Raw genomic sequence first — 17,824 nt, forward strand, 5'->3', positions numbered from 1 at the left:
GTTAGCGGCGCAGGCCCAGCCCCATTTGCATCAGCATTTTGCGCACTTGGGGCAGGGCGTAGAGCGCATTAAGCGCCGCCGCCCGTGCATCGCGGGCAAGTGGGCTGCTGGCTTGGCTAGCCCGGTTCAGCAGGTCAATGCCCCGAACGCGCAGGCTGATGTCTGCGTGGCGGGCCTTGTGGTAGGCCTCCAACATGTCAGCGTCGCCGAACGTTCTGGGCGATTTGCGGGCCAAATCTAGCAGCGTCGCCAGATCGGTCAGCGACATGTTCAACCCCTGCGCGCCGATGGGGGGCAGCACATGTGCCGCTTCGGCCACCAATGCCAGTCGTTCGCCGGAGAGGCGCTTGGCCTCTTGGCTGATGATCGGCCAGAGCGCGCGGGGGCTGGCGAGGGTGAGTGGTCCGAATAGATTGGCCGAGCGTGCCGTTGCCTCGGCCTCAAATGCGGCGGTATCCAGCGTTGCGCGGGCTTGGGTCGCGGGGCCGTCGTCCATCCACACCACGGCAGAGCAGGGCATGCCATCGCGGTCAGGCAGCGGGACAAGGGTGAAGGGCCCGCCAGAACGGTGGACTTCGGTCGAGACATTCTCATGCGGGATCGGGTGAGTGACGCAGAAGGCCAGCGCCTTTTGACCGTAGCGCCGGGTGGTAACCTCGATCCCGGCCGCTTCGCGCATCGGGCTGTTGCGCCCATCGGCGGCGATCACCAAGCGTGTTCTGATCCGGCTGCCGTCGCTCAGGCCCACGCGGGCCTCGCTTTGCCGGGTGAAGAGTGTCGTGGTGCCGGTGCCGGGGCGAAAATCGACCTTGGGAAGCTCATTAAGGCGGGTGAGTAACTCACGACGCAGCAGCCAATTTGGGAAGTTCCAGCCGAAGGGGGCATCAGAGATATCGGCGGCGTCGAACTCGCGTGTGACGCGGGGGCTCGGATCTTCGCCCCCTGCATCGACAATTCGCATGATCTGCAAAGCGGCGGCATGGGGGGCGAGGCGGTCCCACAGCCCGGCGTCTTCCAGCAGCAGACGGGCCGGCTGCAGCAGCGCGGTGGAGCGCATGTCTGCCCCTTTGGCAGCACCATCGGTGACGGGCGGCGTCGGGTCGACGCAGATCACGTCAAAGCCCGCCGCACCGAAGGCGGCCGCTGCAGTCAGTCCGGCGATGCCGCCGCCGGAAATCAGGATATCACAATCAAAAGTCATCAGCCCGCCACCCGTGTCAGGAATTCGCAAAGGTCTTGCGTATGGTAGTGGATGTGATCGCCTTCGCCCCGAGTGGGTGCCACATGCACTGTGCGCATTCCCAACGCGTGGGGGGCGGCAAGGTTGCGCGGGTCATCCTCAAACATCGCGGCGGCAGCGGTTTGGAAACCGTCGATGGCAAAGACTTTATCATAAGCGGCGGCTTCGGGTTTGGGCAGGAAATCCGCATGTTCGACGCCGTAGACCGCATCGAATAGACCGGTGAGACCGCGCGCCTCCAGCACCCGTTCAGCGTAGGGAGCGCAGCCATTGGTATAGACGATGCGCCGCCCCGGCAAGACGCGGATCGCTTGGGCAAGCAGCGGGTCGGGGGTCAGCCGGTCCATCGGGATGTCATGCACATCCGTGAGGTAGGGGCCGGGATCGACGCCATGTTCACGCATCAGCCCCGCCAGCGTGGTGCCATAGGTCTGCCAATAGTGCTGGCGCAGGTGATTGGCCTCGGCCCGATCCACCTTGATCGCACGCATAACCCAGTCAACCATGCGCGCCTCGATCAGATCGAAAAGCCGCGCCTCGGGCGGGTAGAGCGTTTGGTCCAGATCGAAGACCCAGGTGGTGACATGAGAGAAAGCATCGCGCGGCATGGCGCAGAGGTAGGCCGAGACGGGCAGCCGCGCAAGCCCTCCCGGGTTGCGCATATGGTCGCGGTGGGTAAGGTGGCGCAACTTTCAAGGACTGATACCCATGCCTGACGCCAAAACCGGCCCGACCGACGCCTATTCGATGATACTTGAGGCCATCGACATCGGCACCTATCGCCCCGGCGATCGGTTGGTGGAAAGCGAATTGGCCGAGCGTTTTGGCGTGTCGCGCACACCGATCCGTGAGGCATTACAACGGCTTGAGACGCAGTCTCTTTTGATGCGCGATGGGCGCAGCCTAATCGTTGCCTCTCTGGATCACAACCAGATGGCCGAGCTATATGTCGTGCGTGGTGAGTTGGAAGGGCTGGCCGCGCGCCTTGCCGCCCGCCATGCCACCGCCGAAGAAGTGCGTGTGCTGCGCGAAATGGTGGACGCCGATAACACGCTTGCGGGCAACCCTAATGCATTGGCGCGGGCGAATAAACGCTTTCATAAGCAAATTCATCTGGCGTCGCACAACCGCTATCTGGTGCAGCAGCTTGACCTTGTGCACCGCTCCATGGCCCTGATGGCGACCTCATCACTTGCGGTTGAGGGCCGGGGGGAGATTGCGCAGGCCGAACATGACCGCATCGTCCAGATGATCGAAGCCCGTGACGAGGACGGTGCCGATGAGGCGCTGCGCACCCATATCTCCGTCGCCTTCATGACCCGGTTGAAGCAGGAAGCGGCCCGCCGCGAGGAAGATTTTTAGTTCTGACTTTTCTACGCGTCTTTGAAAGAGGCATGGCGCTGCCATGGGCGGTTTTGTCCCAATAATGCGGGCTGCGATAGAGCTCATAAAGTGCCTTGAGGGCGGCGATAGCCCCCAAAGTAAAATAGAGCGGCAGAGTGATGACCCAAGGCAGTAAATGCCGATGCCCGCGCTTTGATACTGCGATAGCTGAGGTGCAAAGGTTGAGCAGTTCCGACAGAATGAAGAGCGTGAAGATCGCTGTCATCAACGGGGGTGTCAGGCAATCGGTGACCGGGTGATGCAGCCCAAAGAAGCTCAACCAAAGCGACCAGAGAAGCGGGGCGAGGGCGAATTGCGAGAATGTGGCGAGGAAGATCGCCTGGACGCCGATGAACCGCATCAGCCCTAGGTCTTTTGCCAGGGTGCGCGGTCTGCGCATATGGACGCACCATGTAATGAGATACCCTTTGAGCCAACGCGACCTTTGCCGAACCCATGGCCAGAGGCGGCAGTTGGCCTCTTCATAGGTGGCGGTGGGCATAAGCTCGGTGACATAGCCGCGTCGCGCCAGTCTGAGGCCCAGATCAGCATCCTCGGTCACATTATGCGCGTCCCATGCGCCGAGGCGCTCAAGGATATCCCGCCGAAAAAACAGGGTCGTCCCACCCAAGGGGACGACCAGCCCCAGCCGGGCCACACCGGGCAGGACCATCCGCCACCAGGTGGCATATTCAATGGCGAAACAACGGGCTATCCAATTGCTGCGGCTGTTGTAGAAATCCAAAACCCCCTGCAGACAGGCGACGTTGTCGGGGGCGTCATGGAAGCGGGTCACGATCTGCTCGATTTGGTCCGGCTCCGGCGCATCCTCCGCATCCCAGACGCCGATGATACTGCCGCGGCAGAAGTCGAGCGCGTAGTTAAGGGCGCGGGGTTTGGTCTTCAGCGTCCCTGTATCAGGCACTTCGATAACGCTGATCCACGGCGGCAGAGGGGTGCGCGCAATCGTGTCGCGCGTGAGACTGTCGTTCGCCTCCAACACCAGAACCACTTCCAAAAGCGACTTTGGGTAGGTCAGCCGTGAAAGCCGGGCGATGAGCGCCTGCGCGATCTCTTTCTCACGCAGCAGGGGCACAAGTACAGAAACGCGGGGCAGGCGAAAACCTTTTAGATCTTTGATACTTGGTCGCGTCGGCGATGGGCGCGGACAGGTCAGAGACGCCCAAAGCGCCGCCGCCTTCAGGCCACTGGTTAAAAGCAAGGTGAGCGCAGCCCAGATCAGGGCGAGCGCAAGGAACATTGATGGATAGAGAACCAGCAGCGTCGTGAGAGCCATCAAAATACCGCCCGGCAGATACTGATGTTTTCCGCTGCCTGCGCCCCAGTTGCGACAGCTCTCGGCATCAGGCACGCGGCTTACTGCTTGATGCGCAAGGTCGGCCGCATAGAGCCTGCCGATCTGGGCCTGCACCTGTTGCGGGTCGGCGATGACAAGCATCAAGGTTTCCCCCCTCTCGCCCAAAGCATCGCAAAGCTGGGTAAAATCGCCCGGTCGCCCTGTGGCCACCAGCAGTCGGTCGCCAAGTTCCAACCAAGGAACCGCGCCGAACCTCAGGCAAAGGGCGAGGGGGATCTTTACTGAAAGGCGCGGGTCAGAGGGGCTGCGGATCAGATCCACAGGCTGCGCGCCATATTGCCGTGCGAGGGCCCTGACGATGTCTTCGGATGAGACCAACCCCTCGGCGGCCAGAACCTCACCCAAAGGGGTGTCGATCCGGCGTTGCAATTCGAGCCCATGCAGCAGATCAGCGGGCCCAATCGCACCTGCCGCAATCAGATGCTGACCCAGCCGCATCCGACCGGCGGGGGCAGCGGCCATACGCGGTGCTGGGAGTTTCAGACGAAGGTTGCTCATTCCGTGCCCCGTCGAGGTTCCGGAAGGAGACTGGCAGGCGACCGTTAATCGAGAGTTAACAGTCGCCTATGCAATCAAAGCATGTAGAAAATTTTAAGCGCTGCGGGCCGCCATGGCGTCACTGAACCGCTCGAACAAGTAGTAGCTGTCCTGCGGGCCGGGGCTGGCCTCGGGGTGGTGTTGCACCGACCAGACGGGGCGGCCATCGACGCGGATACCGCAGTTCGACCCGTCAAAAAGCGACACATGGGTCTCACGCACGCCCTCGGGGAGGGACTGACCGTCGACCGCGAAACCGTGGTTCATTGAGGTGATCTCAACCTTGCCAGTGTCATAGTCTTTAACCGGGTGGTTCGCGCCGTGGTGGCCGTGGCTCATCTTGACGGTGGTGGCACCAAGCGCCAGCGCCAGCATCTGGTGGCCAAGGCAGATGCCAAAGACCGGCAGGTCTGTCTTTTCGAGTACGTCACGGATCATCGGCACGGCGTAGGCCCCTGTCGCTGCCGGATCGCCGGGACCATTGGAGAGGAACACGCCATCCGGCTCATGTGCCATGATATCGTCGTAGGTTGCGGTCGCGGGCAGAACGGTCACATCGCAGCCCGCAGAGGCGAGGCAGCGCAGGATATTACGTTTCGCACCGTAGTCCACGGCGACGACCTTGTGCTTGGCCTCGGTCTGGGGGGCGTAGCCGTCGGGCCATGCCCACCGCATCTCATTCCAGCGGTAGGTCTGCGCGCAGGTTACGTCTTTGGCCAAATCCATGCCTTCAAGACCGGCAAAACCGCGCGCGGCAGCGACCAGTGCTTCGATGTCAAAGTTGCCATCTGGGTCATGGGCGAGGGCGGCATGCGGCGCGCCCTGCTGGCGGATCGCACGGGTCAGGCGACGGGTGTCGATACCGCCGATGGCGATGCGGCCACGCGCGGCCAACCAGTCCGAGAGCGGCTGGATGTTGCGCCAGCTGCTGGGCGTGGTGGGCATCCATTTGACGACCATCCCCGCCGCGACCGGATCGCCGGTCTCATCATCTTCGGGGTTGGTGCCGACATTGCCGATATGCGGGAAGGTGAAGGTCACGATCTGGCCCGCATAAGACGGGTCGGTCATGATCTCTTGGTATCCAGTCATCGCGGTGTTGAAGCACAACTCCGCCACGGTTTGGCCAGTCGCGCCAAACCCCATACCGTAGAAAATCGATCCATCCGCGAGGGCAAGGCAGGCGGTTGGGCGGGGGCGAGCGGGCGCGGACATGGGGCAGTCTCCGGGCAGAAGGGGGGCGGGTAAACGGGTGGCAACCTAATCCCGCGCGGGCGCGGGGTCAATAGCCGGAGGGAAATGAGATATCGTTTAATATCAACAACTTACCTACCACCGCCCCCCATTGCTCCGCGCGAAGAGAGCAGGTAAGCTGCGACACTTGGATTTAGCGAAACACAGGAAACCACCATGTCATTGCGGATGCGCATCTCGGATGCATTGAAACAGGCCATGAAAGACAAGGCGGCGGACCGGCTTTCGACGCTGCGGCTTATCAATGCCGCGATCAAGGATAAAGACATCGCCGCCCGGGCCACAGGCAAGGACGACGGCGTGTCGGATGCCGAAGTGCTGGGCATCCTTAGCAAGATGGCCAAACAGCGCCAAGAATCAGCACGCGCCTATGAAGAGGGCGGGCGTTTGGACCTTGCAGAGCGCGAACGTGCGGAAGTCGAGGTGATCGAAGAATTTCTGCCGCGCCAGCTTAGCGTCACCGAAACCTCCGCCGCCGTGGATGAAGCCGTGGCCGAAATCGGCGCGACCTCGATCCGCGACATGGGCAAGGTCATGGGGCTGTTGAAAGAGCGCTACACCGGCCAGATGGATTTCGGCGCGGTTGGGCCAGTGATCAAAGACCGGCTGAGCTAAGCAGTAGATAAAGTTTGAGATTGGGGGGCGGGGCCGTGGGGGCTGGCCCCCTATCGGTTGTGTTATACCCAGACTGTAAGTCACAGCATTGGTGAATTGCCCCCATGTGTGCGCTCTTGCAAGTACTTTGGGAGTGCACTTCGGCCGTGCGGGCGTTGTTGCTATTCACCGCACTTAATTGTTCCCGCTTTGACTAACCCTGATAGCGGCACCGGGACAGAATGGATCATCCGTTTCGATAGTTGAGAAGTCCTATTTGGCATCTTGTCAAAAGTATTTAGGGCGGGTCTCAGGCAACCTCTTGCAGAACCGCAGGGTCTGCGTCGATCTCGAGTCCAATTGGCAGGATGAAGTAGAAAACACTTCCCTTACCAATTGAACTTTTAACCCCAATCTCACCATCGTGAGCGTTCACGATCTCCTTCGAGATGGCCAAGCCAAGGCCCGTACCGTTGTGTTTTCGGGTATTTGACGAATCTACCTGCGTGAACTTTTCAAAAATACGATCTTGGTCCTCCTCAGAAATACCGCATCCCGCATCCTTAACCTCGACCCGGACCAATCCGTTATGCTCTTGAACAGAGACTTCGACTTTCGCACCCTCGGGCGAAAACTTTGCGGCGTTTGACACCAAATTGCGGACGACCTGGGCGATCCTGTCGGGATCAACGTGGGCAAGCAACGCGCTGTCATCCCCGTTGAAGTGATATTTGATATCCTGACCGGTCCCATAGCTCTCAATGGTCTCAAGTTCATCCCGCACAAGCATTGCCAAATCAGTTGGGCGCTTGTTCATCTCCAAGTTGCCGGTGTCCAGCTTCTCGAAATCCAACAGGTCATTGACGAGCAAATTGAGGATGCTTGCGTTCTTAGTTGCCATGGCCACAAGGCGCTGCGCTGGTCCGGTCAGTTCAGTGACCTTTCCCGAGTTCAGCATGTCAAGAGAGCCCTTGATTGATGTCAGGGGGGTTCTCAATTCATGGCTGACGGTAGAGATGAATTCGCTTTTGGCCTTGTCAGAAGCCTGGGCCCGGGTTTGCGACTTTTTCAACTCGACATTATTCGATCTGAGGCGGCGAAACATGACCCAAAGGCCGATTGAAGGTAACAAGAGTGCCAGGCCGATCATACCCACCATTGCCGCCCCGACAAAGGCGTATTCCACACTGACGGCTGCCGTTTTGTTTGTTTGATCCATATAGGTTTCGGCAATTGCCACCATTCGCCCGTTGTCGAAGACGGGCAGGTAGGTCTCGCTGTATAGATCAGGGCGGTTGGGCTTGTCCCGTCCATCTTCGACGGTTGTATAGGGCTGACCTGACCTTACGACAGTAGAGGCCAGATAGTTATGCTTCCCGAGGTTTTCACCTGCGGCTTTGGGATCATCGGATTCGAAGCGAAGCACGCCGTCAGGGCTGAAGATTTTAAACCGGAAGACGCCCGAGAAGTTGGCTAACTTTTCAAACGCTTGCCAGTCTTCGGCTTCCATAGGCAGGCCTTCGGCTAGATTTGCAATTTGCGGGGCTTGGCTGATTGCGAATTCAGCCCATTCAAGAGATCGACGGGAAGCATCGCGCTCTACTGCCTGATCAACTAATGCTGCAGCGATCCGTATGGTCGCGAAGGTCAGCAAAGCGAAGAATGCGAGAGACCCAACAGTCATGAACGCCGATCTTGCGCTCACGGATCTCACCGTGGAAGTAATGGCGCTGATACTCTTTCGAGCGCCCCCCGATGTTATTTCCGACATGTTTAGCTTCCCTAATGAGTTGCACTCTCGGATGGGATCGAGAACAGGTGACCGGCCTGTTTTTGGAAGAATTTAAGTGGATTTGACTCAAATACAGACCTTACCCGTGGACTGTAGATATCGATCTGGCCAAAAATAAGGTCGAAGTTAGACTGCGGCGCGCCAAGTGATTAAGCATTCGGTGTTCAGCCAGTCGTCTATGGAGCGTTCGCCACACAGCCTCGTATTCGCGATTATCATGCCAATCGGTGACCCGGGTCTCAACATTGGGTGAGGATGGCTACAGGGTTTCAGTCGGCCAAAGACGCCTCTGCTCGCAGCAACTCGATATACGTGCAGTGGGCCCGACGCGCCCAAGGCGGTGTCGTTGTATTTTAATCTGCAACCGAAAATGTGCAGAACTAAAGGGTATAGCCCATTCTCAACTCTGCAGATGACGTGACAGATCGTCGTAAAGTGCGATGCGTTCCTCTTCGCTCAGGAAGGCGCCGATCTCGACCTCACGGCCCTCGCCGCGCAGGGTGACGTAATGCGGCACCGGGCCGTCATCGTCGTATTTCTTCACTTGGGTCCAATAGCGGTTGCAGTCCCAATTCTTCACCTCGCCCTTGGCGGTGGTATGAACCAGCCGCGCCGTGGTGTCGTCGAGGGTGAGCACCTCTTCGATTTGCCGGGCGCGGTGGTTGTGCTGCAAGGCCCAGTACACAGCACCCAAGGCCAATAGCACAAAAGGCAACAGACCCCAGAGGAGGGCCGTGCCGAGCATGGCGAAAATTGGGATCATGGCCAGTGTAAAAGTCGCCAACATAAAGGCCGCAAAGCCGCGCGCGGGCAGGGATTGATGGGGCCAAAGGCGCATCTGTTGCGGATTGGCGCGGGGCGGGGTTGTCCATTCGTAAGGCATGGGATCGCTCAGGCTCACTGAACCATCAAGATAGCCGAGAGGCGGGCGATGACAATGCGGCGCGGGGACGCGGGCGGCTAGTCGCCCAGCAGATCCCAACGGTTGCCAAAGGGGTCGCGGAACACGGCCACTTTGCCATAGGGCTCATGCCGCGGTTCTTCCTCAAAGGTGACACCTGCAGCTGTCAGACGGTCAAACTCTGCACCGAAATCATCGGCTCTTAAAAACAGCCAGACCCGCCCCGCGCCCTGATTGCCAATCGCGGCCCTTTGCTGGTCGTCATCGGCACGGGCGAGGATGAACCCCGTCTGCGCGCCGGGCGGGGCGACGCGGACCCATCGCTTGCGGCCCTGATCGACGTCTTCGATCAGATCAAACCCCATCACGCCGCAGTAAAAGGCGATTGCTGGGTCATACTCAGGGATGAGGAGGGTGATCGCAGAAAGATGCATTGCCCGCTCCTGTTCTCGGGCGCGGGGGTGCCGCGCCCGAGGGTCAGTTACTCTAATTCAACCAACAGGTCCTTAGCGTCGATCTGCCCGCCTGCCTGCACGTGCACGGCCTTTACGACCGCATCACGCTCCGCATGCAGACCGGTTTCCATCTTCATCGCTTCGATGGTCAAAAGCAGGTCGCCCGCCTTGATCTTCTGCCCTTCCTTAACCCCGACAGAGGCCACAACCCCCGGCATCGGCGCGCCGATGTGGTTGGCGTTCCCGACCTCTGCCTTAGGGCGCTGCACCGTGGCGTCTTTGACCAAACGGTTCGCCACACGGATCACCCGCGGCTGGCCGTTCAGTTCGAAGAAGACCTTCACCTCGCCATCCTCACCGGCCTCGGATTCGGCCTGCAGGCGGATCTCCAAGGTCTTGCCGGGGTCGATCTCGGCCGAAATCTCCGCCCCCGGCTCCATGCCATAGAAGAACGTATGCGTGGGCAGGGTGCGCACCGGGCCATAGACGCGGTGGCGGCCCATGTAGTCGAGGAAGACCTTGGGATACATAAGGTAGCCGCAGAGGTCTTCGTCGTCGATTTGCATGCCGTCGAGCTGCTCTGACAGTTCCTTGCGTACCGCCTCAATGTCGACAGGCTCCAGATGTTTGCCGGGGCGTTCGGTGTTCGGCGTCTCGCCTTTCAGCACCTTTTTGACGATGCCCGCCGGAAAGCCATTCGGCGGCTGGCCAAGGTTCCCGCGCATCATGTCGATGACACTGTCGGGGAAGGAGACATCGACCTCGGGGTCTTCGACCTGCGCGCGGGTGAGACCTTGGGAGACCATCATCAGGGCCATATCGCCGACGACCTTGGAGGAGGGCGTGACTTTGACGATATCGCCGAACATCTGGTTCACATCCGCATAGGTGCGCGCCACTTCGGGCCAACGGTCGTCGAGCCCCATGGAGGCGGCCTGCGCCTTGAGGTTGGTGAATTGTCCGCCGGGCATTTCGTGCAGGTAAACTTCGGAGGATGGGGCCTGCATCCCGGTCTCGAAGGCGGCATAGTGACCGCGAACTTCTTCCCAATAATCTGAGATTTCGCGCACGGCTTTCATGTCGATCCCGGTGTCGCGGTCGGTGTGCTGCAGGGCCGAAACCACGGTGCCCAGCGTCGCCTGCGAGGTGTTGCCCGACAGCGCGTCCATGGCGCAGTCGACGGCATCGACGCCCGCTTCGGAGGCGGCGAGGATGGTGGCGGTGGCACTGCCTGCGGTGTCATGGGTGTGGAAGTGGATCGGCAGGCCGACTTCGGATTTCAGCGCCTTGACCAGCACGCGGGCCTGGGCGGGTTTGAGCAATCCGGCCATGTCTTTCAGGCCCAGCACATGAGCGCCAGCGGCTTTCAAATCCTTGCCCATCGTGACGTAATACTGAAGGTCGTATTTCGCACGATCCGGGTCAAAGATGTCGCCCGTGTAGCAGATCGTGCCTTCGCAGACCTTGCCGGAGGAGACCACCGCATCCATCGCCACGCGCATGTTCTCAACCCAGTTCAGGCTGTCGAAAACGCGGAAGACATCGACGCCGGTATTCGCCGCCGTGGCCACGAATTTCTGCACAACGTTGTCGGGATAGTTGGTATAGCCCACGCCGTTGGAGGCGCGCAGCAGCATCTGGGTCATCACATTGGGCAGGGCCGCGCGCAGATCGCGCAGGCGTTGCCACGGGCATTCCTGCAAAAAGCGGTAGGCCACATCAAAGGTCGCGCCGCCCCAGCATTCGACAGAGAAAAGTTGCGGCAGATTGGCGGCATAGGCGGGGGCCACCTTGATCATATCCAAGCTACGCATCCGGGTCGCCAGAAGCGACTGATGCGCGTCGCGCATGGTGGTGTCGGTGATCAGCAACTGACGTTGTTGCCCCATCCAATCGGCCACGGCCTGCGGGCCTTTTTGCTCCAACAGGTTGCGTGTGCCCATCTGCGGCTCGCCACGCAGAACGGGCGGTTTGGGATCGCGAACATGGGCGGCAGGCAGGGCGTGGCCTTTGGTCTCGGGATGACCGTTGACGGTGATGTCGGCGATATAGGTCAGCACCTTGGTGGCGCGGTCGCGGCGCTGCTTGAAGTTGAAAAGCTCCGGCGTCTCGTCGATGAACTTGGTGGTGTATTCATTGTTCAAAAACGTCGGGTGCTTCAGCAAGTTTTCGACAAAGGCGATGTTGGTCGACACGCCGCGCACGCGGAATTCGCGCAAGGCGCGGTCCATCCGGGCGATGGCCATTTCGGGCGTCGGGGCTTTGGCGGTGACCTTGGTCAGCAGGCTGTCGTAGTAGCGCGTGATGACCCCGCCTGCATAAGCGGTGCCGCCATCGAGGCGAATGCCCATGCCGGTGGCCGAGCGGTAGGCGGTGATGCGGCCATAGTCGGGGATGAAATTGTTCTGCGGGTCTTCGGTGGTGACGCGGGTTTGCAGCGCGTGGCCGGTGAGGGTGATGTCCTCTTGGCGCGCCTTGCCTGTGGCTTCGGCCAGCGGTTTGCCCTCGGCGATGAGGATTTGGGCGCGGACGATGTCGATGCCGGTGACCTCTTCGGTGACCGTATGTTCGACCTGCACGCGGGGGTTCACTTCGATGAAGTAGAATTTGCCGTCGTCCATATCCATCAGGAATTCGACGGTGCCAGCGCATTCGTAGTTCACATGGGCGCAGATCTTGCGGCCCAATTCGCAGATCTCGGCGCGTTGGTCTTCGGTGAGATAGGGGGCGGGGGCGCGCTCGACGACCTTTTGGTTGCGGCGCTGGACAGAGCAGTCGCGCTCGAACAGGTGATAGATGTCGCCCTGTTTGTCGCCCAGGATTTGCACTTCGACATGGCGCGCGCGGAGGATCATTTTCTCGAGATAGCCTTCGCCATTGCCAAAGGCGGCTTCGGCCTCGCGGCGGCCTTCGCGGACTTTCTCTTCGAGTTCTTTTTCGGACATGATCGGGCGCATGCCACGACCGCCCCCGCCCCATGAGGCTTTGAGCATCAGGGGATAGCCGACCTCGGCCGCCTCAGCGCGGATCGCGTCCATGTCTTCGCCGAGCACTTCGGTGGCGGGGATGACCGGCACGCCGGCTTCCATCGCGACGCGTCGGGCGGAGGCCTTGTCGCCCAAAGCGCGCATGGTTTCGGCGCGGGGGCCGATGAAGGTGATGCCGTTTTTCTCGCAAGCGTCGACAAACTCGGGGTTTTCCGACAGCAGGCCGTAGCCGGGGTGGATCGCATCGGCCCCGGAGGCTTTGGCGACGCGGATCATCTCGTCGATGCTGAGGTAAGCGGCGACAGGGCCAAGGCCCTCGCCGATGCGGTAGGCTTCGTCGGCTTTGAACCGGTGCAGGCCGAGTTTGTCCTCTTCGGCATAAACAGCGACCGTTTTCTTGCCCATCTCATTGGCAGCGCGCATGATGCGGATTGCAATCTCACCGCGGTTGGCGATCAGGATTTTTTTGAAATCGGTCACTTGTTGGTCCCCCTTGCTGGATTTGGAGGCAGCTTAGGGATGCTGCGGTGCAGCGCAAGAGGGCTCTGACGGTCTTTGTCACATTTCTGCAAGGTTTTCCGTCAGAGCGGCGGCAGATCAAAAGGGACGGGCAGGTCACGTAGGTTGCGGGCGCCCAGTTGCCCCATATTGGCAGTGAGGTCGCGGGCAAGCAGGTCGATCAGGTGATCCACGCCACGCGGTCCGAGTGCGGCGAGCGCAAAATGGAAGGCCCGGCCCAGCATGACAAAGTTCGCGCCAAGCGCAAAGGCGCGCAGGATGTCGAGGCCCGATTCCACGCCACTGTCAAAAATCACAGGCAATTTAGTGGCTCCACGAATAGCGGGCAGCGCTTCGGCACTGGCAGGGGCGGCGTCGAATTGGCGGCCCGCGTGGTTCGAAACCCAGATCGCATCGACCCCGGCGTTCTCCAAAGCTGTCGCATCCTCGGGGCGCAGAACGCCCTTGATCACCAGCGGGCCCTCCCAATGGTCGCGCAGCCAATGTAGATAGTCCCAATCCGGCGCGGTGCGCAGCAAATAGCCGACATGTGCGGTTGGCGGCAGGTTCGCGGTGGCCGTGCCTTGTGTATATTTGTCGAGCATTTTCATATGTGGCAGGCCACGGCGGGCCATGCCCACAGCCCAAGCGGGCCGCATCGCCACCTGTGCCATTAGCCGGGGGGTGAGCTTAGGCGGGCTGGTCAGGCCAGAGCGGGTCTGCCGCTCGCGCCGCGAGGCGACCGGGACATCGACGGTGAGGACCAACGTCGTGAAGCCGGCGGCTTTGGCGCGGGCCAGCATGTCGGTGCGAATCTCGGGATCGCGCGGGGGGTAGAGTTGGAACCACCCATGCGCGCCCAGATGGGGTGCCACGTCTTCAGGGCAGGTCGCGGCCACGGTGGAAAGACCAAAGGGAATGCCAGCCCGATCCGCTGCGCGGGCGAGGTGGGCTTCGGCATCTGGCCAGATCAGGCCGGACATGCCCAAAGGTGACATGCCGAAAGGCAGGGGCAGTTTCTGCCCCATAAGCTCAACGTTGAGATCGGGCTTGAATTCACCATGTAACACCGAGGGCATTAGCCCGACACGGTCCAAGGCGGCCCGGTTGCGGTGTTTGGTCGCCTCGGTCCCAGTCGCGGAATCAAGGTATTCCCAAACGAATTTCGGCAGGCGCGACTGCGCACGGCTGCGGAGGTCCGAAAGGGCGGGATAGGTTGCGTGTAAATCCATGGCGGCATTTGCGCCAAAGGGTTGCGAATTGTCCAGATGGAGAAGATGCGGGTATCGGGTGGGTTAGCCCTGTCGTGAGAGAAAGTAGATTGCGGGTTTAGTGTGCATGCTTTTCCGGCGGTAGGTCTACTGCCGGAGTGCAGACCGCGCGATTGGCGGGGCATCGCTTATTTTGCTGCCCGGTGCTGTGGGCAGGTTGTCTGCCATATCCACCAGTGCAGCAATGGCGGCTTCGATTTCATCCCCTTCGGAGGTGTCAACGCTGTCCATATCGATCAGATGCACGGTCGGGTTCGCTTCGGCATCCAGGCGTTCCTGCGCGATTGAGCGCAGCTCTTGCATGGTGCTGTCAATGGCGCGGCATAGCCCTGCAAGCATACCCGCCGAACCCGTAAGCTTTGCCGGATCGATCAGCCCTTTTTCGGCAGCGTCCAGCACCGTCGAGATTTGCTCAAGCTTGAATGAAGAGGTCGCAGCGAAATAGCGCACATCTTCAAAGGCGAGGGTATCGCGGTTATCGCGTTGTACCCGTTCTACGACGATGGCGCTGCCCACAACACGGTCACGGCCCTGGTGCGACTGCACGTGATGCAGCGTCGTATCCCAGATCAGGGGGCCGCGCGGCATATGAAGCATCTCACGATAGCGGATTTGCCCCGCGTTCGAAACGCAGCGCGCATATCGCTCATTCACCGCCTCGGCCTCTTCATGGGGCATGAAAGCATGCAGGGGGCGGTTTATCACCTCCTCCATCACCATGCCGCTATGCGCCTCATGGGCCGTATTCAGAGCGAGAAGTTCGAAATGCCCGTTTTCGGCATTCAGCTCCGCAATGAACATCGGCAGTTTGAACCGGTCAATCTCTCGGCGCAGGACCGAAGTATCATCGTTTCTGAACATGAGCGGTTCCTCTCGTTTGCCGTTATTCCGTCACATTGGAGCCAAAGCATTATCAACGGGTAAAGATTTCCCATGCATTTCAAATTCGCCCGTCTTTGCGATGCGCAGCGGGTCAGCGCGGCGCAATTTGGCCGCCTTCAGGCCTTTCGAGAGAACATTTGCGGAACGTCTCTTTATCTCGTATCGCGGACGCGCTAGATTGCATGCATGAGTGATTTTGACGAAATGGACGCCTTTGAAGGCGCATCATTGTCCGCCCGCGCCATGGCTGCGCGCCCGCAGCCTTATCTGGAGGGGTTGAACCCCGCCCAGCGTGCTGCGGTAGAGACATTGGACGGACCTGTGCTGATGCTTGCCGGGGCAGGCACCGGCAAGACGCGGGCGCTTACCGCGCGAATCGTGCACCTGCTGAACACCGGGCGGGCGCGGCCGAATGAGGTTTTGGCGGTCACCTTCACCAACAAAGCCGCGCGGGAGATGAAGAATCGCGTAGGCCAGATGCTGGGCCAGCAGGTGGAGGGGATGCCATGGCTCGGCACTTTTCACGCGATCTGCGTCAAACTGCTGCGTCGGCATGCGGAATTGGTGGGGCTTAAGAGTAATTTTACCATTCTCGATACAGATGATCAGTTGAGACTGCTCAAACAACTGGTTGCGGCGGAGGGGATTGACGACAAACGCTGGCCTGCGCGAATGCTGGCCGGGATCATTGACGGCTGGAAGAACCGCGCGCTGACGCCTGATAAGGTGCCTACGGCAGACGCCGGGGCCTATAACCACCGTGGCCCTGAGATCTACGCGCAATATCAACGCCGTCTGATTGAGCTAAACGCCACTGATTTTGGCGATCTGTTGCTGCATATGGTGACGATCTTTCAGGCGCATCCGGATGTGCTGGCGCAGTATCAGCGCTGGTTCAAATACATTCTGGTAGACGAATATCAGGATACCAACGTTGCGCAGTACCTCTGGCTGCGGCTCTTGGCGCAGGGGCACAAGAACATCTGCTGCGTCGGTGACGACGACCAGTCGATCTATGGCTGGCGCGGGGCCGAAGTAGGCAACATCCTGCGGTTTGAGACGGATTTCCCTGGCGCGCATGTGGTGAAGTTGGAGCAAAACTACCGCTCAACCCCGCATATTCTGGCTGCGGCCTCGGGCGTGATCGCGGGCAATGAGGGGCGGTTGGGCAAGACCCTCTGGACCGAGGCGACCGAGGGCGAGAAGCTGCGCCTGATCGGCCATTGGGACGGTGAGGAAGAAGCGCGTTGGATCGGCGATGAGATCGAATCCGGGCAGCGCGGCACACGCGGGTTGGCACCATTCTCCTTGGATGACATGGCAATTCTGGTGCGGGCGAGCCATCAGATGCGGGCTTTTGAGGATCGTTTCCTGACCATCGGCCTGCCTTACAAAGTGATCGGCGGCCCGCGCTTTTATGAGCGTTTGGAAATCCGTGATGCGATGGCCTATTTCCGCGTGGTCACCAGCCCGGATGACGATCTGGCCTTTGAGCGGATAGTGAACACACCCAAACGCGGTCTGGGTGACAAGGCGCAACAAAAAATCCAGCGCACGGCACGGGATCATGGGGTGAACCTTGTTGAAGGGGCGCGGATCTTGCTGGCGCATGACGGGATCAGCGGCAAGGGGGCTGCGCAGTTGCGGCTGCTGGTTGAAGGGGTCGACCGCTGGTCGTCAATGCTGCGCGGACCTAGGATCGAGATTAGCGAGGACGATGCGGTGTTGGACGATGGGGTCGCGCCGCTTCGGGTAGATTACGGCCCGCCCGAAGTCTCCCATGTCGAACTGGCCGAAATGATTCTCGACGAGAGCGGCTATACCGGCATGTGGCAGAACGACAAAACGCCCGAAGCACCGGGGCGTTTGGAAAACCTTAAGGAACTGGTCAAGGCGCTGGAGGGGTTCGAGAACCTGCAAGGCTTCCTTGAGCACGTCAGTTTGATCATGGACAATGAGCAGGAGGGCGATGGCGAGAAAGTCTCGATCATGACGCTCCATGCGGCCAAAGGGTTGGAGTTCCCCATGGTTTTCCTGCCGGGCTGGGAAGATGGGCTGTTCCCCTCGCAACGCTCAATGGACGAAAGCGGGATCAAGGGCCTCGAGGAAGAGCGGCGGTTGGCCTATGTCGGCATCACCCGCGCCGAGCAAATCTGCACTATCTCTTTCGCGGCCAATCGTCGGGTCTTTGGCCAGTGGCAAAACGCGATGCCGTCGCGCTTTATTGATGAACTGCCTGAAGAGCATGTGGATGTGCTGACCCCGCCGGGACTTTACGGTGGTGGGTTTGGGGCTGCCATGCCGCAGTCTGATCTGCATAACCGCGCGGCAAATGCGAATGTCTACAACTCACCAGGCTGGAAACGGCTGCAGTCGCGCAGCGGGGCGCGGGGCACGAGCCAACCGCGCGAAAGCCGCAATGTCACGATCGATATGCAAGCCGTCGCCGCTTTTGAGATCGGGGAGCGGGTCTTCCACGACAAATTTGGCTATGGAGAAGTGATCGGCGTAGAGGGCGACAAAATGGAGGTCGCTTTCGAAAAGGCGGGCACCAAGAAAGTCGTCTCGCGGTTTCTGTCCGGCGGACAGGACGTGCCGTTTTAAGAGGGGCATCCGTTCCACCTCGGGGGCGGCTTGTCTAAAGCGCTCCTA

General features: G+C 60.3%; 13 protein-coding genes. 3 read left to right on the forward strand and 10 right to left on the reverse strand.

Going from position 1 to position 17,824, the window contains the following annotated elements:
- Position 1: 1 nt before the first annotated feature.
- Together K3759_RS05435 and K3759_RS05440 are read right to left on the reverse strand one after the other, a co-directional pair.
- Positions 2 to 1,201, reverse strand: coding sequence for a UbiH/UbiF family hydroxylase (locus K3759_RS05435; RefSeq protein ID WP_259984730.1), 1,200 nt, complete (start codon positions 1,199 to 1,201; stop codon positions 2 to 4).
- Positions 1,201 to 1,848, reverse strand: coding sequence for a pyrimidine 5'-nucleotidase (locus K3759_RS05440; protein ID WP_243263142.1), 648 nt, complete (start codon positions 1,846 to 1,848; stop codon positions 1,201 to 1,203). The genes K3759_RS05435 and K3759_RS05440 overlap by 1 nt, the downstream gene beginning before the upstream one ends.
- Positions 1,849 to 1,948: 100 nt before the next feature.
- Here K3759_RS05440 and K3759_RS05445 point away from each other — a divergent pair, with 100 nt between their 5' ends.
- Positions 1,949 to 2,602 (forward strand): GntR family transcriptional regulator, encoded by a 654-nt coding sequence (locus tag K3759_RS05445; protein WP_259984731.1) that lies wholly within the window; start codon positions 1,949 to 1,951, stop codon positions 2,600 to 2,602.
- Here the strand turns inward: K3759_RS05445 and K3759_RS05450 are convergent.
- Together K3759_RS05450 and carA are read right to left on the reverse strand one after the other, a co-directional pair.
- Positions 2,553 to 4,499 carry a glycosyltransferase family 2 protein gene (locus tag K3759_RS05450; protein WP_259984735.1) on the reverse strand — a complete coding sequence of 649 codons (1,947 nt, stop codon included), beginning with the start codon at positions 4,497 to 4,499 and terminating at the stop codon, positions 2,553 to 2,555. The two genes, K3759_RS05445 and K3759_RS05450, sit on opposite strands and share 50 nt — an antisense overlap.
- Before the next feature lie 93 nt (positions 4,500 to 4,592).
- A complete protein-coding gene (carA, locus tag K3759_RS05455) occupies positions 4,593 to 5,753 on the reverse strand; it encodes a glutamine-hydrolyzing carbamoyl-phosphate synthase small subunit (protein WP_259984737.1) in 1,161 nt (386 codons plus the stop codon).
- Between the two features lie 195 nt (positions 5,754 to 5,948).
- Between carA and K3759_RS05460 the strand changes: the two genes are divergently transcribed.
- Positions 5,949 to 6,407 carry a GatB/YqeY domain-containing protein gene (locus K3759_RS05460; RefSeq protein WP_259984739.1) on the forward strand — a complete coding sequence of 153 codons (459 nt, stop codon included), beginning with the start codon at positions 5,949 to 5,951 and terminating at the stop codon, positions 6,405 to 6,407.
- 289 nt (positions 6,408 to 6,696) lie between these two features.
- On the opposite strand, the gene K3759_RS05465 is transcribed toward K3759_RS05460, so the two are convergent.
- The 6 genes from K3759_RS05465 to K3759_RS05490 all read right to left on the reverse strand — a co-directional run bounded on the left by K3759_RS05465 (position 6,697) and on the right by K3759_RS05490 (position 15,151).
- Positions 6,697 to 8,157, reverse strand: a complete 1,461-nt coding sequence (locus K3759_RS05465; protein ID WP_259984741.1) for a cell wall metabolism sensor histidine kinase WalK — start codon at positions 8,155 to 8,157, stop codon at positions 6,697 to 6,699.
- A gap of 421 nt (positions 8,158 to 8,578) precedes the next feature.
- Entirely contained in the window at positions 8,579 to 9,061 is a 483-nt protein-coding gene (locus tag K3759_RS05470) for a DUF2244 domain-containing protein (protein WP_259985571.1), read from the reverse strand.
- Between the two features lie 77 nt (positions 9,062 to 9,138).
- A complete protein-coding gene (locus K3759_RS05475) occupies positions 9,139 to 9,513 on the reverse strand; it encodes a VOC family protein (protein ID WP_259984743.1) in 375 nt (124 codons plus the stop codon).
- A gap of 47 nt (positions 9,514 to 9,560) precedes the next feature.
- Complete coding sequence (locus K3759_RS05480; RefSeq protein ID WP_259984745.1) at positions 9,561 to 13,001, reverse strand: pyruvate carboxylase; 3,441 nt, start codon at positions 12,999 to 13,001, stop codon at positions 9,561 to 9,563.
- Positions 13,002 to 13,102: 101 nt separating this feature from the next.
- A complete protein-coding gene (locus K3759_RS05485; protein ID WP_259984747.1) occupies positions 13,103 to 14,251 on the reverse strand; it encodes an alpha-hydroxy acid oxidase in 1,149 nt (382 codons plus the stop codon).
- A 126-nt stretch (positions 14,252 to 14,377) separates the two neighbouring features.
- On the reverse strand, positions 14,378 to 15,151 hold the full coding sequence (locus K3759_RS05490; protein WP_259984748.1) for a PAS domain-containing protein: 774 nt from the start codon (positions 15,149 to 15,151) through the stop codon (positions 14,378 to 14,380).
- Between the two features lie 207 nt (positions 15,152 to 15,358).
- Between K3759_RS05490 and K3759_RS05495 the strand changes: the two genes are divergently transcribed.
- Positions 15,359 to 17,776 (forward strand): ATP-dependent helicase, encoded by a 2,418-nt coding sequence (locus K3759_RS05495; protein WP_259984751.1) that lies wholly within the window; start codon positions 15,359 to 15,361, stop codon positions 17,774 to 17,776.
- Positions 17,777 to 17,824 lie beyond the last annotated feature (48 nt).

This window comes from Sulfitobacter sp. W027 (assembly GCF_025143985.1).
In the GTDB taxonomy this organism is placed as follows: Bacteria; Pseudomonadota; Alphaproteobacteria; order Rhodobacterales; family Rhodobacteraceae; genus Sulfitobacter.